Here is a 16093-nt window from a genome sequence, read left to right as displayed (position 1 = left end):
CGCGGCGCCGGTTGTGCCGTTGCCGAGTGACTGCTGGCGTCATCAGATCACCTGGCGGGCCCCCGTGGCGCGTCAGGACCGCCTTTACTGAGAATCCCCATGCCAAAGCGCACCGACCTCCAAACCATCCTCATCATCGGCGCCGGCCCGATCGTCATCGGTCAAGCCTGCGAATTCGATTACTCCGGCGCGCAGGCGTGCAAGGCGCTGCGCGACGAGGGCTATCGCGTGGTGCTGGTCAACAGCAACCCCGCCACCATCATGACCGACCCGAACATGGCCGATGCCGTGTATATCGAGCCGATCAACTGGCAGACGGTCGAGAAGATCATCGCCAAGGAAAAACCCGATGCCCTACTGCCGACCATGGGCGGGCAGACCGCGCTGAACTGCGCACTGGACCTGGCCGACCACGGTGTGCTGGAAAAGTATGGCGTCGAACTGATCGGCGCCAAACGCGAGGCCATCCGCATGGCCGAGGATCGCGAACTATTCCGCGTGGCGATGGGCGAAATCGGCCTGGAGTGCCCCAAGGCAGCGGTGGCACGCACGCTGGAACAAGCGCTGGAGATTCAGACCAGGGTGGGCTACCCGACCATCATCCGGCCCAGTTTCACCCTCGGCGGCAGCGGCGGCGGCATCGCCTACAATCGCGAGGAGCTGATCGAGATCGTCGGTCGCGGCCTGGAGTTGTCGCCGACCAGCGAGGTGCTGGTCGAAGAATCGGTGCTCGGCTGGAAGGAGTTCGAGATGGAAGTGGTCCGCGACACCGCGGATAACTGCATCATCGTCTGCGCCATCGAGAACCTCGATCCGATGGGCGTGCACACCGGCGACTCGATCACCGTGGCACCGGCACAGACCCTGACCGACAAGGAATACCAGCGCCTGCGCGATGCGTCCATCGCGGTGCTGCGCAAGATCGGCGTGGATACCGGCGGCTCCAACGTGCAGTTCGGTATCAACCCGCAGACGGGGCGCGTGGTGGTGATCGAGATGAATCCACGCGTGTCGCGTTCCTCGGCGCTGGCATCCAAGGCCACCGGCTTCCCGATCGCCAAGGTCGCGGCCAAGTTGGCGGTGGGCTATACCCTGGACGAATTGAAGAACGAGATCACCGGCGGCTTGACCCCGGCCTCGTTCGAGCCGGCGATCGACTATGTCGTCACCAAGATCCCGCGTTTTGCGTTCGAGAAATTCCCGCAGGCCGATGCGCGCCTGACCACGCAGATGAAATCGGTGGGCGAGGTGATGGCGATGGGCCGCACCTTCTCCGAGTCGCTGCAGAAGGCGCTGCGTGGCCTGGAGACCGGCAAGATCGGGCTGGACCCGACCGGCCTGGATCTGTGCAACGAGGACGATCTGGCTACGCTCAGGCGCGAGTTGAAAGCCCCCGGCCCGGAGCGCCTGTTCTACGTCGCCGATGCGTTCCGTGCCGGCATGAGCGTGGAGCAGGTGCATGCGCTGTCGTTCATCGACCCATGGTTCCTGGACCAGATGGAGGAGTTGATCGCGCAGGAGAAGCAAGTGGCTGCCGAGGGGTTGGATGCGCTCGACGCCGCGCGGCTGCGCGTGCTCAAGCGCGCCGGTTTCTCCGATGCGCGCCTGGCGCAATTGACCGATACCAACGAGGCCGCGATCCGCGCCTTGCGCCGCGCACACAAAGTGCGTCCGGTGTACAAGCGGGTGGACTCGTGCGCGGCCGAATTCGCTACCAGCACCGCCTACCTGTACTCGACCTACGAGGACGAGTGCGAGGCCGCGCCGAGTGACCGCGACAAGATCATGATTCTGGGTGGTGGCCCCAATCGCATCGGCCAGGGGATCGAGTTCGACTACTGCTGCGTGCACGCGGCGCTGGCGCTGCGCGAGGATGGCTACGAGACCATCATGGTCAACTGCAATCCGGAGACGGTGTCCACCGACTACGACACCTCCGATCGCCTGTACTTCGAGCCACTGACGCTGGAAGACGTGTTGGAGATTGTCGACCTGGAGCAACCCAAGGGCGTGATCGTGCAGTACGGCGGACAGACTCCGCTGAAATTGGCGCGCGCGCTGGAAGCCAACGGCGTGCCGGTGATCGGCACCACGCCCGATTCGATCGACCTGGCCGAGGACCGCGAGCGCTTCCAGCAATTGGTCGACAAACTCGGTTTGAAGCAGCCGCCCAATCGCATTGCCCGCAACGCCGAAGAGGCGCTGGTGCTGGCGCGGGAGATCGGCTACCCGCTGGTGGTGCGCCCGAGCTACGTGCTCGGCGGTCGCGCGATGGAGATCGTGTACGGCGAGTCCGACCTGGCGCGCTATGTCCGCGATGCGGTCAAGGTCTCCAACGAGTCGCCGGTGCTGCTGGATCGCTTCCTCGACAACGCGGTGGAAGTGGACGTGGACATCATCGCCGACAAGGACGGCAAGGTCTTGATCGGCGGGGTCATGGAGCATATCGAGGAGGCGGGCGTGCATTCCGGCGATTCCTCCTGCTCGCTGCCGCCGTACTCGCTGTCGCCGGCCACCCAGGCCGAATTGCGTCGTCAGGTGGTCGAATTGGCCAAGGCGTTGCATGTGGTCGGGCTGATGAACACCCAGTTCGCGGTGCAGGTCAACGATAGCGGCGACGATATCGTGTACCTGCTGGAAGTGAACCCGCGCGCCTCGCGCACCGTGCCGTTCGTGTCCAAAGCCATCGGTGTGCCGCTGGCCAAGATCGCCGCGCGCTGCATGGCCGGCAAGACCCTGGCCGAACAAGGCGCGCTGAAGGAAATCGTGCCCGACTACTACTCGGTGAAGGAAGCGATTTTCCCGTTCGCCAAGTTCCAGGGCGTGGACCCGATCCTCGGCCCGGAGATGCGCTCCACCGGCGAGGTGATGGGCGTGGGCCGCAGCTTCAGCGCCGCGTTCGCGCGTGCGCAGGAAGCCGGTGGGATCAAGGCGCCGCCGTTGGGCAAGGCGTTCGTCTCGGTGCGCGATCCGGACAAGCAGCGCGTGCTGCCGGTAGCGCAGGCGCTGGTCGAACGCGGCTATACCCTGGTCGCCACCCGCGGCACCTGCGCCTGGCTGCAGCAGAACGGGCTGCAGTGCGAACAGATCAACAAAGTCGCCGAGGGGCGTCCGCACATCGTCGATCTGATCAAGAACGGCGAAATCGTGTATATCGTCAATACCACCGAGGGCCGGCCGGCGATTTCCGACTCGTTCTCGATCCGACGCGAAGCGCTGCAACATCGCGTCACCTATTCCACCACGGTCGCTGGCGCGCGTGCGCTGGTGCAGTCATTGGAATTCCGCGGCACCGGCCCGGTCTGGGCGCTGCAGGAACTGCATAAGGAGTTGGACGCGTGAGAGCCCCGATCACCCTGCAAGGCGCGCAGCGCCTGCGCGAAGAACTGGATCACCTGAAATCGGTCAAGCGCCCGGAAATCATCACCGCCATTGCTGAGGCGCGTGCACATGGCGATCTCAAGGAAAACGCCGAGTACCACGCCGCGCGCGAGCAGCAAGGTTTCATCGAAGGTCGCATCAAGCAGTTGGAGAGCGAGCTGTCGCATGCCGAGGTCATCGACATCAGCAAGCTGGCGGTCGGCAGCAAGGTCGTGTTCGGTGCCACCGTGACCCTGGCCGACGTGGAGACCGACGAAGAAAAACGCTATCAGTTGGTCGGCGATCTGGAAGCGGACATCAAGCTGGGCTTGATCGCGATCTCCTCGCCGCTGGCGCGCGCACTGATCGGCAAGATGGAAGGTGATAGCGTCGGGATCGATGCGCCGGCCGGGCATCGCGAGTACGAAATCGTCAGCGTCCAATATCTGGGCTGACGCCATGGCGGTCGCCAGTGTGCTGTTGCCGGAGCGGAGCCGTTTGGCCGGCGTCGTCCTCGTCGGCGAGATGGCGCGCGCCTTCGGGCGCGCCGACCGCGAGCAGTGGCAACCCGGCAGCGAAGCACAGCTGCGCCGCCATTTCGCCTTGCCGATGGACTCCTGGCCGGTTGCCGCATTGACCCGGCAACGCGATGCCGGTGACGCTGGCGACAGCCTGTGGTTGCGTGCCGACCCCGCCTATGTGGTGCCGGATATGCAGGGCGCGCGGTTGATGGCGCATGGCGACATGCTCCCTATCGACGCAGTGGACCTGGACGCGCTGTTGCCGGCTTTGCGGGACTTGTTCGCCGAGGGCGGGCTGGCGTTGGATGCACCCGATCCCACGCGCTGGTATCTGCGCGTGCCGCCTGGGCACACACTGCCTGCGTTCGCCGCGCCAGCGCAGGTGCTGGGGGCGGATCTATTCGATCATCTGCCGCAGGGCGAGGACGCACGCCGCTGGCGCGCCTTGTTGACCGATGCGCAGGTGCTGCTGCATCAACATCCCTGGAACCGCGAACGGGCCGCCCGTGGCCAGCCGGCGATCAATTCGCTGTGGCTCTGGGGCGGTGGCGCGTTGCCGGCCACCGTCGCCACCGCGCACGCGCAAGTGCGCAGCCGCGATTCGCTGTTGTGCGCGCTGGCCCAGGCGGCCGGGATCGACGCCGAGCAGGCGCAAGCCTCGCGCGTTGATGCGTTGATCGACCTGCGCCAGTTGCGCGCGCCGGAGCAATTTGTCGGCGAGCTGATGCAGCCGCTGCTGCAGGCGCTGCGCGAGGGCGAATTGCAACAGTTACTGCTGGATTTCGAGGACGGCACCTGCTTGCGTATCACCGGCGCGCAACGTTGGCGTCTGTGGAGGCGTCCGCTGGCACGTCTGCACGCATGAACCCGGCGTTGCGCATCACCCGGCGGCCGGTCGCGGTCGCGGACGGGCAATGGAGCGATGCCACCCTGCCGCTGTTGCGCCGCATCTATGCCGCGCGTGGCGCGCACGACACGCTGCTGGCGCAACCGAAACTCGCGCAATTACTGCCGCCGGATACCTTGAGCGGCATCGACGCGGCAGTCGCCCTGCTGGCCGAGGCGATCATGGCCGGGCAGCGTATTTTGGTGGTCGGCGATTTCGATTGCGACGGTGCCACTGCCTGTGCGGTGGCCGTGCGCGGGCTACGCCTGCTCGGGGCCAAGCAGGTGCTGCATGCGGTTCCCAATCGCATGGTGCATGGCTATGGGTTGTCCCCTGCGTTGGTGGCCGAATTGGCCCCGCTGCAGCCGGACCTGCTGGTCACGGTCGATCACGGCATCGCCTGTCATGCGGGTGTCGCCGCGGCCAAGGCGCTGGGCTGGCGGGTATTGGTCACGGATCATCATCTCCCGGGGCTGACGCTGCCGCTCGCCGACGCCATTGTCGATCCCAATCTGGCCGGCGATGCCTTTCCCAGCAAGATGCTCGCGGGCGTCGGAGTGATCTTCTACGTACTGCTGGCGTTGCGTCGGTATCTGCGCGAGCGTGGCGCATCCGCGACCACGGCAGTGCCGGATCTGGGCGTGCTGCTGGATCTGGTCGCGGTCGGTACCGTGGCCGATCTGGTGCCGTTGGACGTGAACAACCGTGCGTTGGTGTCGGCCGGGTTGCGCCGATTGCAGCGCGGCGAGGGCTGTCTCGGCCTGCGTGCGCTGATCGAAGTCAGTGGCCGCGATCCGGCGCGGCTCAGCGCCAGCGACATCGGCTTCGCGCTGGCGCCGCGGCTCAACGCCGCCGGCCGCCTGGAAGACATGGCGTTGGGCATCGAGTTGCTGCTGTGCGAGGACTGGTCACAGGCGCGGTCGATCGCCGCGACGCTGGAGGAGATCAACGCCGAGCGCCGCGCGGTGCAGCAGCAGATGACCGACGCGGCCGAGGCGGTGGTGGCGCAGGCGTTGCTGGCCGCGCCCGAGCAGCCGCCGGTGGCGGTATGCCTGTTCGATCCGCACTGGCATCCGGGGGTGATCGGTCTGGTCGCGTCGAAGATGAAGGACCGTCTGCACCGTCCGGTGATCGCCTTCGCCCCCGCCGAGCCTGGCAGCGACCAGTTGCGCGGCTCGGCGCGCTCGATCCCCGGCTTTCACATCCGCGATGCGATGGCGGCCGTGGAGGCGCGCTTTCCTGGCTTGATGGACAAGTTCGGTGGGCATGCCATGGCCGCGGGATTGAGCCTGCGCCAGGACGCGCTGGCGAAGTTCGAGCAGGCATTCGGCGAACAGGCACTTTCCAGCCTGGATCCGCAACTGCTGCATGCCGAGTTGCTCAGCGATGGAGGGCTGGAACCGCACGAGTTGGATCATCGCCACGCCGAAGCCCTGCGCCTGGGCGGGCCATGGGGGCAAGGATTTCCCGAGCCGCTATTCGATGGCGAATTCGAAGTGCTGCAATGGCGCGTGCTCAAGGAGCGCCATCTCAAGTTGAGCCTGCGCTGCGCTGGCTGTCGCGCACCGTTGAATGCGATTTACTTCAATGGTTGGCGTGGCAGTGAACCGGGGCGCCGCGTGCATGTGGCTTATCGTCTGGTCGCCGACGATTATCGTGGCGGCGACGCCGTGCAACTGGTGGTGGAGTCTTGCCAGCCCTTGGCGGACTGAGTCGCGGCGACGTGCGCGATGTAGTGCCAAGTCCAATGCGTTGGAGCTCGTCCATGCGCAGGTCGGGCAGGGTGGTCTTGCCACGCAAACCCCAGACGGGCACTGCAGAGGCGCACCCGGAATTGCTAGAATCGCACTCTTGTTTGCTGGAAACCCCGCAATGATCGAACTTAATCCCATCCGCCACCGCATCGCCGATTTGTCCGATCGGGTGCTGTCGCTACGGGGGTTTCTTTGACTACGACGCCAAGAAAGAGCGTCTAGAAGAAGTCGCCCGCGAGCTGGAAAGCCCTGACGTCTGGAATGACCCCGAGCGCGCCCAAGGCCTGGGTCGCGAACGCGCCAACCTGGAGAAGACCGTCGGCGGCATTGCTAACGTGCTCGATGGACTCAACGAGTCGCTGGAATTGCTCGAATTGGCCGAGAGCGAGAACGACGAGGACACCGCGCAGGGGGTGATCGCCGATGTCGACCGCTTCCAGACGCAGGTGGAGAAGCTGGAATTCCAGCGCATGTTCTCCGGGCAAATGGATAGCTGCAACGCTTTCGTCGATATCCAGGCCGGTGCCGGCGGCACCGAGGCTCAGGATTGGGCCGAAATCCTGCTGCGCATGTATCTGCGCTGGTGCGAATCGCGCGGTTGGAAGACCGAGCTGATGGAAGTCTCCGGCGGCGAAGTGGCCGGGATCAAGTCCGCCACGTTGCGCGTGGAGGGCGATTTCGCCTATGGCTGGTTGAAGACCGAGACCGGCGTGCATCGCCTGGTGCGCAAGTCGCCGTTCGACTCGGACAACCGCCGCCATACCAGTTTCACCTCGGTGTTCGTGTCGCCGGAAGTGGACGACAACATCGATATCGACATCAATCCGGCCGACCTGAAAACCGACGTCTACCGTTCTTCCGGCGCGGGTGGTCAGCACGTCAACAAGACTGAATCGGCGGTACGTATCACCCACGTGCCGAGCGGGATTGTGGTCGCCTGCCAGACCGGGCGCAGCCAGCACCAGAATCGCGATAATGCGATGAAGATGCTTGCCGCCAAACTGTACGAATTGGAGATCCAGAAGCGCAACGCCGAACGCGATGCGGTGGAGGCGACCAAGTCCGATATCGGTTGGGGGAGCCAGATTCGCAACTACGTACTCGACCAGAGCCGGATCAAGGACCTGCGCACCGGCATCGAGCGCAGCGACACGCAGAAGGTGCTCGATGGCGACCTGGACGAGTTTGTCGAGGCCAGCCTCAAGTCCGGTTTGGAAGCCGGCGCCAAACGCAGCGATGCCTGACCGGTCGCCTGATGGCGCGTGCCAGGGAATTTGTCGGGCGTCACATATATAAATTCATCGCCGCATCCTTTTCTTTTCCTCACGCGTATTTTTCCCCATGACCGAGCAGACTTCCGCGCCGTCGCTTTCCGTCGACGAGAACAGCCTCATCGCCGAGCGGCGCGCCAAACTGGCCGCGTTACGCGCCCAGGGCGTGGCCTATCCGAACGATTTCCGCCGCAGCGACTTCGCCGGCGATGTGCAGGCCGAGTTTGCCGATCTGGAGCGCTGGACCGCCGACGCGCTGGAAGCACAGGGGCGCAGCCTGCGCCTGGCCGGTCGTCTATTGGCCAAACGGGTCATGGGCAAGGCCAGCTTCGTGCAGTTGCAGGACGAGTCCGGGCGTATTCAGCTATACCTGCAGGCCAATGCGCTTGGCGCGGCCTACGATGCCTTCAAAGGCTGGGATATCGGCGACATCATCGCAGTGGAGGGCGGGCTGACCCGGACCAAGACCGGCGAGCTTTCGATCAAGGCGACCGCGCTGCGGCTGCTGACCAAGGCACTGCGTCCATTGCCGGACAAGTGGCATGGCCTGTCCGACGTGGAACAGCGCTACCGCCAGCGCTACGTGGACTTGATCGTGTCGCCTGAGGCGCGCGAGGTCTTCGTGAAGCGCTCCAAGATCATCCGCGCGATGCGCGCCTGGCTGGATGCGCGCCGCTTTCTGGAAGTGGAAACGCCGATGATGCACTACATTCCCGGCGGTGCTACGGCCAAGCCATTCACCACCCATCACAATGCGTTGGATCTGGACCTGTACCTGCGCGTGGCCCCGGAGCTGTATTTGAAGCGGCTGGTGGTCGGCGGGCTGGAGCGGGTTTACGAAATCAACCGGAATTTCCGTAACGAGGGCGTCAGTACCCGACATAATCCCGAATTCACCATGATGGAGTTGTACGAGGCCTATGCCACGTACCACGAGGTGATGGACCTGACCGAGAGCATCATCCGCGACGTCGCCCGCGACGTCCTCGGGACCACCCAGGTCCACTGGGATGGTGTCGACATCGACCTGGGGCCGGCGTTTCGCCGCTGGCGCATGGATGAGGCCGTGCGCCACCATAATCCGCAGATCAGCGCCGCCGACTGTACCGACCGCGATGCCTTACGACGCCATTGCGAGCGGCTGAAGATCCGCACCAAACCGTCCTATGGTTGGGGCAAGCTGCTGCTGGAAATCTTCGAGGCGACGGTCGAGCCGACCTTGATTCAGCCGACTTTCATCACAGATCACCCGGTCGAGGTGTCGCCGCTGGCCCGCTCCAGCGACACGGAGCCGGGTTATACCGACCGTTTTGAATTGTTCATCAATGGTAAGGAAATCGCTAACGGGTTCTCCGAACTCAATGACCCGGAGGACCAGGCAGCGCGGTTTCAGGCCCAGGTTGCGGCGAAGGAGGGCGGGGACGATGAAGCCATGCATTTCGACGCCGATTACATCCGGGCGTTGGAAGTCGGCCTGCCGCCGACCGGTGGCCTGGGTATTGGCATCGATCGTCTAGTCATGTTATTAACTGGAAGTGCCTCGATCCGTGACGTCCTGCTATTCCCGTACATGCGTCCTCAGGCTTAATATCGATACTCAAAAGCTCAGAATGGCGGCATTCTGCATCAGGGGTTGCCCGCAAAAGGAAGTGAAGTGGACGTTCCGGCGTGATCAGCGCCCTGGCGATCCCGTCGTTGTCTCAGTAGCACGCGCTGTGCCGCGGGCGGAGAATTGCAGATGCATGATGCCAGCATAAGCCTCTCAGGAGCATCCTCGAATGGGGATCGCACGCTGGTGACGGCAGAGATGGATAATCGTTTGAATATCGTCATCGTCGACGATCAAACATCCGCCCGCACGATGTTGCGGCATGTGATCGAGGATATCGCGCCAGAATTAAGTGTGCGCGACTTTGGCGACTCGCAGGCCGCGCTGGCTTGGTGCGAGGTGGGCAAGGTTGATCTGTTGCTGCTCGACTATCGCATGCCGGGAATGGATGGGTTGGAGTTCGCGCGGCGTTTGCGGCGGCAGCCCAAGCACCGCGATATCCCGATCATTCTGATCACCGTGGTCGGCGACGAGCCGATCCGCCAGGCCGCGCTGGAAGCCGGAGTCATCGATTTCCTGGTCAAGCCGATCCGACCACGCGAATTGCGCGCGCGTTGCCACAATCTGTTGCAACTGCGTCTGCAGAGCGAAAACATCAAGCAACGCGCGATGTCGCTGGAGCAACGTCTGCTGGCCAGCATGCGCGAAGTGGAGGAGCGCGAGCGCGAGACGCTGTCGCGGCTGGCGCGGGCCATCGAGTATCGCGATGCCGGCACCAGTGCCTACCTGGAGCGCATGGCGCATGTGGCCGGGCTGATTGCCGAACAACTGGGGCTGTCCGAGGATGAAGTGCGGGTCATCGAGATGGCGGCGAGCCTGCACGATATGGGTAAGATCGCCATCCCCGATGCGGTGCTGCTCAAGCCGGGCAAGCTCAGCGAGGACGAGATGGCAGTCATGCGCATGCACCCGCGCATTGGCTACGAACTGCTTAGCGGCAGCCAGAACCGCTTCATCCAGGTTGGCGCGTTGATCGCGCTGCGTCACCACGAACGCTACGATGGTAGCGGTTACCCGGATGGCTTGGTCGGCGAGGCGATTCCGCTGGAAGCGCGAATCGTCGCCGTTGCCGACGTTTTCGACGCGCTGATTTCGCCGCGTCCCTACAAGGAGGCCTGGACCATGGATGCGACACTTGCCTATCTCTACGCCCAACGTGGTCGCCTGTTCGACCCACGTTGCGTGGATGCGCTGTTTCGCGGTCGCGAGCAACTGCAGGTGGTCTGCGAAAAATTCTCCACCGCATCGGCGCGACCGGGGGTGTGACGTGATGAACTGGATTGCCTGGGTTAGACAGCGCTTCGCTCAACGTAAGGACAGCGAACACGCGCAGGCGCTGGTGCGTATCGCGGTGATTTCGATCATCTTCGGTTACGTGTTGTTGCTTGGCCCCCGTTCCTCCTTGCCCTTGCGTGAATATATGGAGGTGGTTGCCGTCGTTGCGTCGGGGCTGTTGCTTTCAGTTTGCATTGTGGCTTGGTTGCTTTGGCGTCCGGAGCGTTGCGATGTACGGCGGGTCGTCGGCATGATCGCCGACTACGGCCTGATTGCGGCCGCCATGGTGGGCATGGGCGAGCCGTTGGCCTGGATGTATGTCGTGGTGATGTGGGTGACGGTCGGCAATGGCCTGCGCTACGGCAATCGGTATTTGTATCTGGCGGTGGCGATGGGTGTGGCGAGTTTCGGCGCCACAGTCCTGGTGACGCCTTATTGGCGTCATAACATCGGCCTGGGGGTCGGTCTGCTCATTGGCTTGTTCGCTGTGCCGCTGTATCTGTCTGAATTGCTGTGTCAGTTGACTCGGGCAACCAAGGAAGCACAGCGTGCCAACGAAGCCAAGAGCCGCTTCCTGGCCAATATGAGTCATGAGTTCCGCACGCCGTTGAACGGCCTGTCGGGCATGACCGAAGTCTTGGCGACCACGCGGCTGGATGCGGAACAGCGCGAGTGCCTCAACACCATCCAGGCGTCCGCGCGCAGTCTCCTGGCATTGGTCGAAGAGGTGCTGGATATCTCGGCGATCGAGGCGGGCAAGCTGCGCATGAACAAGCGCGATTTCTCGCTGCGCGAAACGCTTGAGGGCATCAGCTTGATCCTGCAGCCGCAGGCGCGCGTAAGAAACCTGGGCTATTACGTGGAGGTCGCGCCGGATGTGCCGGATTACTTGTGTGGCGATCCCGGGCATATTCGTCAAGTGCTGCTCAATTTGGCTGGCAATGCGGTCAAGTTCACCGAAACCGGCAGGGTCGACATCCGTGTGCGCCTGCACAGGAACGAACTGGAGCAGCCGACGCGCCTGGCATTCGATATTCTCGACACCGGCATCGGGGTTGCACCGGAAATGCGGGCACGCTTGTTCGATGCGTTCGAACAGGCCGACGTCGGCTTGACGCGTCGTTACGAGGGCAGTGGTCTGGGAACCACCATCGCCAAGGGCTTGGTCGAGGCCATGGGGGGGAGCATCGGGTATCAGGAGCGCACGCCACGCGGAAGCCATTTCTGGTTCGAATTGCCATTCGTGGCTGCCAGCGTTCCGGCGAAGGTAGTGACGGACACGCCTGCCAGAGATGTGCCGGCGGTCGAGGAGTTCGATGCGAAAGGGAATGTGATCGCGTTCTCCGATCCCTTCCTGCGTCACCGGGCGCGCGTGCGCAGCATGCGTATCCTGGTCGCAGACGACCATGCCGCCAACCGGATGGTGTTGCAGCGCATGCTGCAGAAGGCCGGCCATCGCAGCATCTGTGTCGATGGCGCCGAAGCGGTGCTGGATGCGCTGGCCGAAAGCGAATTCGATGCGGTGATCGTCGATCTGCACATGCCGGACATGAGCGGCTTGGATATGCTCAAGCAATTGCGGGTCATGCATTCCGGTGGTCCGCGCACGCCGGTGGTGATGTTCAGCGCTGACGTCACGCCCGAGTCGATCAAACGGTGCGAACAGGCCGGTGCACATAGCTTTCTTGCCAAGCCGGTGGTTGCCAACCGGTTATTGGACACGCTTGCCGATATCGCAGCAGAAGGCCGCTTGAACCGTGCCAATGAGCCCGCCATGCGCCCGCTTGTCGGAGTGGCCGATGGCGTGCTCGACGCGTCCGTATTGGATGAACTGGCCGGGCTCGGGATGGGCGATGGATTCGAGCGCGAGTTCATCTCGCAATGCCTCAACGATGCCGAGGGTTGCCTGGGTGGCATGCAGCTCGCTGGCGACGCGGGACAGTGGGAGCGTCTGCGCGAACATGCTCATGCGATCAAAGGCGTGGCCAGCAATCTGGGCTTGGTGCGACTGGCGAGTCTCGGTGGTGAAATGATGCAGATGGCCGATTGGCAGATACGTAGTGAGTGGAGGGCACGGTTAATGGCGCTCAATGCTGCCTTGACAGAGGGCAGGGAAGCGCTTGAGGCGCGTGCTCGTCGCAGTGCTTCATCCGAAGAGGGTGAATTGCGCTGACGTTCGCGTTATAGCCCGGTGTGAAACCGGGCTATTAGCGGACCATGGTCTTATCCGTTCAGGTCGCGAGGTTTTGTACGCGTCGGGTTTGCGCACGTACCAAGCGATCCATGGTCCGCAGCGATTTTTCGTCCAGCGCCAATGCCGAATCGACCCATATCTCGGTGATCGCCTGCAATTCCTGCAGCGACACCGCTTGTGCCAGATTGCGTGCGGCGTTCATCGCCAAATACGATTGCGGATTGCGGCGCTGGTTATGGATGAGTTGCTTGACGCGCTCCACGCCCTCGTTCTTTGGCACCAGTACATCGACGATACCCATCGTGTACATCTGTTCGCTGCTGTATAGATCCGCGCCCAGAATGATGCGCTCGGCCACATGAGGAGCGACGCGCTTGCAGAGGAAGCTGTAGGCCCCCATGCCTGGAATCAGGCCAAAGATGCCCTCGGGCAAACCCATCGTGACGCCTTCCTCGGCGACGATGGTGTGGCATGCCAGTGCCATTTCCAGGCCGCCGCCCAGTGCATCGCCCTGTAACAGCGCGATGGTGCGGACATCGCCAGCGAATCCCTGGTGTAGCTGGTGGACGCCGTTAATACAGCGGGTGGCGTAACTGAGAAGCCGCGCACGATCCTTTTTGCGGATGAGTTCCGAAAAAAGCGCGAGATCGCCTCCAAGATTGAACACGTTCGCATCAGAGGCGATGACCAAATGTTTCAGCGTTGCTTTTCTTGAGGGATGCGGCGATGTGGTCATCGCCTCGAACGCAGCAAGTACATCGTCGATCATATAGCTGTGGAAGCAGGGACGCACTCCAGGTTGCGCATTTGCGTGCATGTACAGCCATTGGCTCTCGTTTTCGCTATTGGCGTCGATGCGGATGCTGGAATAGGAAAGGGAACGGGGCAGGGTATCGATCATGTTCATGGCGGGGTCTCGGAATATGCGCCCGCAAAAAATAGTGTGGCGCAGCGGGCGAGTGCGTTTCCACGCCATGGATGCTACACCCGGGTACACTGAGCCCGTACTCTTCTGCGCCACCATTCGCAGAGTTGCCTAATGCGTCTGGATGTCGCGCAACTCCCGTCGTAGAATCTTGCCGACATTGGTCTTGGGCAATGCCTCGCGGAATTCGACGATGCGCGGCTGCTTGTAGCCGGTTAGATTGGCACGGGCGTGTGCCTTTACCTCTTCGGCGGTCAGGTTCGGGTCTTTTTTGACGATGACCACCTTGACCGCTTCGCCGGATTTTTCGTCCGGTACACCCACCACGGCCACTTCCAGCACGCCGGGCATCATCGCGATGATTTCCTCGATCTCGTTCGGGTATACGTTGAAGCCTGAAACCAGGATCATGTCCTTCTTGCGGTCGATGATATAGAAGAATCCTTGTCGGTCCATTCGCGCCATGTCGCCGGTCCGGAACCAGCCGTCGGAATCGATCACCTGCGCGGTTTCCTCTGGGCGGCGCCAGTAGCCTTTCATCACTTGTGGACCACGGATACACAACTCGCCGATCTCGCCCTGTGCCATGATCTGCCCTTGGTCGTTCTTGATGCAGGCATCGGTAGAGGGAATCGGCAGTCCAATGGAGCCGTTGTATTCGCTCAGCGTCAATGGATTGATGCAGGCGCCTGGTGAGGTTTCGGTGAGTCCATAGGCTTCCACCACGGTGACGCCGGTGACCTGTTTCCAGTGTTCGGCGACAGCGCGTTGCACCGCCATGCCACCGCCCAACGTGCACTTGAGTGAGGAAAAATCCAATTGTGCGAAGCCGGGCGTGTTCAGCAGGCCATTGAACAAAGTATTGACCCCTGTGAACGCGGTAAAGGGGAAGCGCTTCAACTCCTTGACGAAGCCGACCATGTCGCGCGGGTTGCTGATCAGGTGATTGAGTCCGCCGAGCTGCATGAAGGCGAGCCCGTTCGCGGTCAATGCGAAGATGTGGTACATCGGCAGTGCGGTGATGATCACTTCCTTGCCTTCTTCCAGCTTGCCGGCCGCGGTGATCCAATGGCCGGCTTGCAGCATATTCGCCACCAGATTGCGGTGGGTCAACATCGCGCCCTTGGCGACGCCGGTGGTGCCGCCTGTGTATTGCAGGAACGCGATGTCCTCGTGCGTGATATCCAGTTGCGGCAGCGTGTGCCTGCGTCCGAGTGCGAGCGCTTCGCGAAAGCGAATCGCGTTGGGAATGGCGTAGTCGGGCACCAGTTTTTTGACGTAGCGCAGGACGAAGTTGAACAAGTCTCCCTTGGGAAAGTCGAGCATGTCGCCCATCCCTGTAACGATGACCTGTTTGATTGACGTGTCCGCTAGAACGTCCTGCACGGTCTTGGCGAAATTTTCGATCACCACGATGGCGCTGGCGCCGGAATCGACCAGTTGATGACGTAGTTCGCGTGACGTGTACAACGGATTGACGTTGACCACGGTCATGCCGGCCAGCAACACGCCGAAGGTGGCGATCGGGTACTGCAGACAGTTCGGCATCATCAGCGCGACCCGGTCACCCTTCTTGAGGTGCAGCTCTCCCAGTAGATAAGCGGCGAATTGCCGGGACAGCGCGCCGACTTCGCGGTAGCTCAAGGTGGTGCCGAAGTTCGAGTACGCAGGGTTGTCGCTGAACTTGGCCACGGAGGTTTCGAACACATCGGCGACCGAGCGGTACGCTTCGACGTTGATCGTGGCGTCAACGCCGGGCGGGTAACTCTGCAACCATGGGCGATCCAGACTCATATGCCACTCCAAAAGACCGGTTGATGGGTGTTTGACGCATGCTGTCGAGCGTATTTTTACTCTGGCAGCATACCGACCCAAGATGAAAAGTCGAACCACGCACAGTGGACGGTGTGCGATAGTCCAATGAACACGGTTGCCACGCATCGTGCTAGTGATCGTCTGAGCAGGCGCTTGTGGTTGAACCAGTCCACCCACTCCAACGTCAAAGACCGGTTGATGGGTGTTTGACGCATGCTGTCGAGCGTATTTTTACTCTGGCAGCATACCGACCCAAGATGAAAAGTCGAACCACGCACAGTGGACGGTGTGCGATAGTCCAATGAACACGGTTGCCACGCATCGTGCTAGTGATCGTCTGAGCAGGCGCTTGTGGTTGAACCAGTCCACCCACTCCAACGTCGCCAGGGGTTCTACCCCGATATCACGGACGGTTGTAAAAGAGCTGCAACTTTCTGATCCTGCTTGGCCGCCCTTCGCCGCATCCTTGGGTTGTGGCGTCGC

Annotated in this window: 10 protein-coding genes; 8 read left to right on the top strand and 2 right to left on the bottom strand. The window is 62.4% G+C overall.

Annotation, left to right across the window (positions count from 1 at the left end):
- Positions 1-99 precede the first annotated feature (99 nt).
- The 8 genes from carB to XANALMUS060_RS14845 all read left to right on the top strand — a co-directional run bounded on the left by carB (position 100) and on the right by XANALMUS060_RS14845 (position 12849).
- Positions 100-3342, top strand: coding sequence for a carbamoyl-phosphate synthase large subunit (gene carB / locus XANALMUS060_RS14880; RefSeq protein ID WP_045739111.1), 3243 nt, complete (start codon positions 100-102; stop codon positions 3340-3342).
- An 8-nt stretch (positions 3343-3350) separates the two neighbouring features.
- Positions 3351-3815 carry a transcription elongation factor GreA gene (gene greA / locus XANALMUS060_RS14875; RefSeq protein ID WP_200893911.1) on the top strand — a complete coding sequence of 155 codons (465 nt, stop codon included), beginning with the start codon at positions 3351-3353 and terminating at the stop codon, positions 3813-3815.
- A 4-nt stretch (positions 3816-3819) separates the two neighbouring features.
- Entirely contained in the window at positions 3820-4746 is a 927-nt protein-coding gene (locus XANALMUS060_RS14870) for a phosphoglycerate mutase (RefSeq protein ID WP_045739110.1), read from the top strand.
- The gene (gene recJ / locus XANALMUS060_RS14865) at positions 4743-6479 is read left to right on the top strand and encodes a single-stranded-DNA-specific exonuclease RecJ (RefSeq protein WP_045739109.1); all 1737 of its coding nucleotides are present in this window, start codon (positions 4743-4745) and stop codon (positions 6477-6479) included. Before XANALMUS060_RS14870 ends, recJ begins: the two co-directional genes overlap by 4 nt.
- A gap of 160 nt (positions 6480-6639) precedes the next feature.
- Positions 6640-7765, top strand: a protein-coding gene (gene prfB / locus XANALMUS060_RS20055) for a peptide chain release factor 2 (protein ID WP_152640524.1) whose coding sequence is annotated in 2 segments (ribosomal slippage) — positions 6640-6714 and positions 6716-7765 — 1125 coding nt in all. Because the reading frame shifts where the segments join, the coding sequence is not laid out codon by codon here.
- A 97-nt stretch (positions 7766-7862) separates the two neighbouring features.
- Positions 7863-9380 (top strand): lysine--tRNA ligase, encoded by a 1518-nt coding sequence (lysS, locus tag XANALMUS060_RS14855; protein WP_045739107.1) that lies wholly within the window; start codon positions 7863-7865, stop codon positions 9378-9380.
- 219 nt (positions 9381-9599) lie between these two features.
- On the top strand, positions 9600-10667 hold the full coding sequence (locus tag XANALMUS060_RS14850; protein ID WP_235430530.1) for a two-component system response regulator: 1068 nt from the start codon (positions 9600-9602) through the stop codon (positions 10665-10667).
- Between the two features lie 4 nt (positions 10668-10671).
- Positions 10672-12849 (top strand): response regulator, encoded by a 2178-nt coding sequence (locus XANALMUS060_RS14845; RefSeq protein ID WP_200894061.1) that lies wholly within the window; start codon positions 10672-10674, stop codon positions 12847-12849.
- Positions 12850-12907: 58 nt separating this feature from the next.
- Here the strand turns inward: XANALMUS060_RS14845 and XANALMUS060_RS14840 are convergent, their stop codons facing one another.
- Complete coding sequence (locus XANALMUS060_RS14840; RefSeq protein ID WP_045739105.1) at positions 12908-13777, bottom strand: crotonase/enoyl-CoA hydratase family protein; 870 nt, start codon at positions 13775-13777, stop codon at positions 12908-12910.
- A 129-nt stretch (positions 13778-13906) separates the two neighbouring features.
- A complete protein-coding gene (locus XANALMUS060_RS14835; RefSeq protein ID WP_045739104.1) occupies positions 13907-15589 on the bottom strand; it encodes a long-chain fatty acid--CoA ligase in 1683 nt (560 codons plus the stop codon).
- Positions 15590-16093: the final 504 nt, after the last annotated feature.

Origin of the sequence: Xanthomonas sp. MUS 060, from assembly GCF_000963215.1 — a bacterium.
GTDB lineage: Bacteria > Pseudomonadota > Gammaproteobacteria > Xanthomonadales > Xanthomonadaceae > Xanthomonas_A.
Note: the sequence above shows the minus strand (reverse complement) of the source record. Positions and strands in the feature narration are given on the sequence as shown.

What these genes read in the sequence shown, in the direction of transcription:
- carB (WP_045739111.1), top strand. Translation starts at nt 100, where the DNA reads ATGCCAAAGCGCACCGACCTCCAAACCATCCTCATCATCGGCGCCGGC.
- XANALMUS060_RS14870 (WP_045739110.1), top strand. Translation starts at nt 3,820, where the DNA reads ATGGCGGTCGCCAGTGTGCTGTTGCCGGAGCGGAGCCGTTTGGCCGGC.
- recJ (WP_045739109.1), top strand. Translation starts at nt 4,743, where the DNA reads ATGAACCCGGCGTTGCGCATCACCCGGCGGCCGGTCGCGGTCGCGGAC.
- lysS (WP_045739107.1), top strand. Translation starts at nt 7,863, where the DNA reads ATGACCGAGCAGACTTCCGCGCCGTCGCTTTCCGTCGACGAGAACAGC.
- XANALMUS060_RS14850 (WP_235430530.1), top strand. Translation starts at nt 9,600, where the DNA reads ATGGATAATCGTTTGAATATCGTCATCGTCGACGATCAAACATCCGCC.
- XANALMUS060_RS14845 (WP_200894061.1), top strand. Translation starts at nt 10,672, where the DNA reads ATGAACTGGATTGCCTGGGTTAGACAGCGCTTCGCTCAACGTAAGGAC.
- XANALMUS060_RS14840 (WP_045739105.1), bottom strand. Translation starts at nt 13,777, where the DNA reads ATGAACATGATCGATACCCTGCCCCGTTCCCTTTCCTATTCCAGCATC.
- XANALMUS060_RS14835 (WP_045739104.1), bottom strand. Translation starts at nt 15,589, where the DNA reads ATGAGTCTGGATCGCCCATGGTTGCAGAGTTACCCGCCCGGCGTTGAC.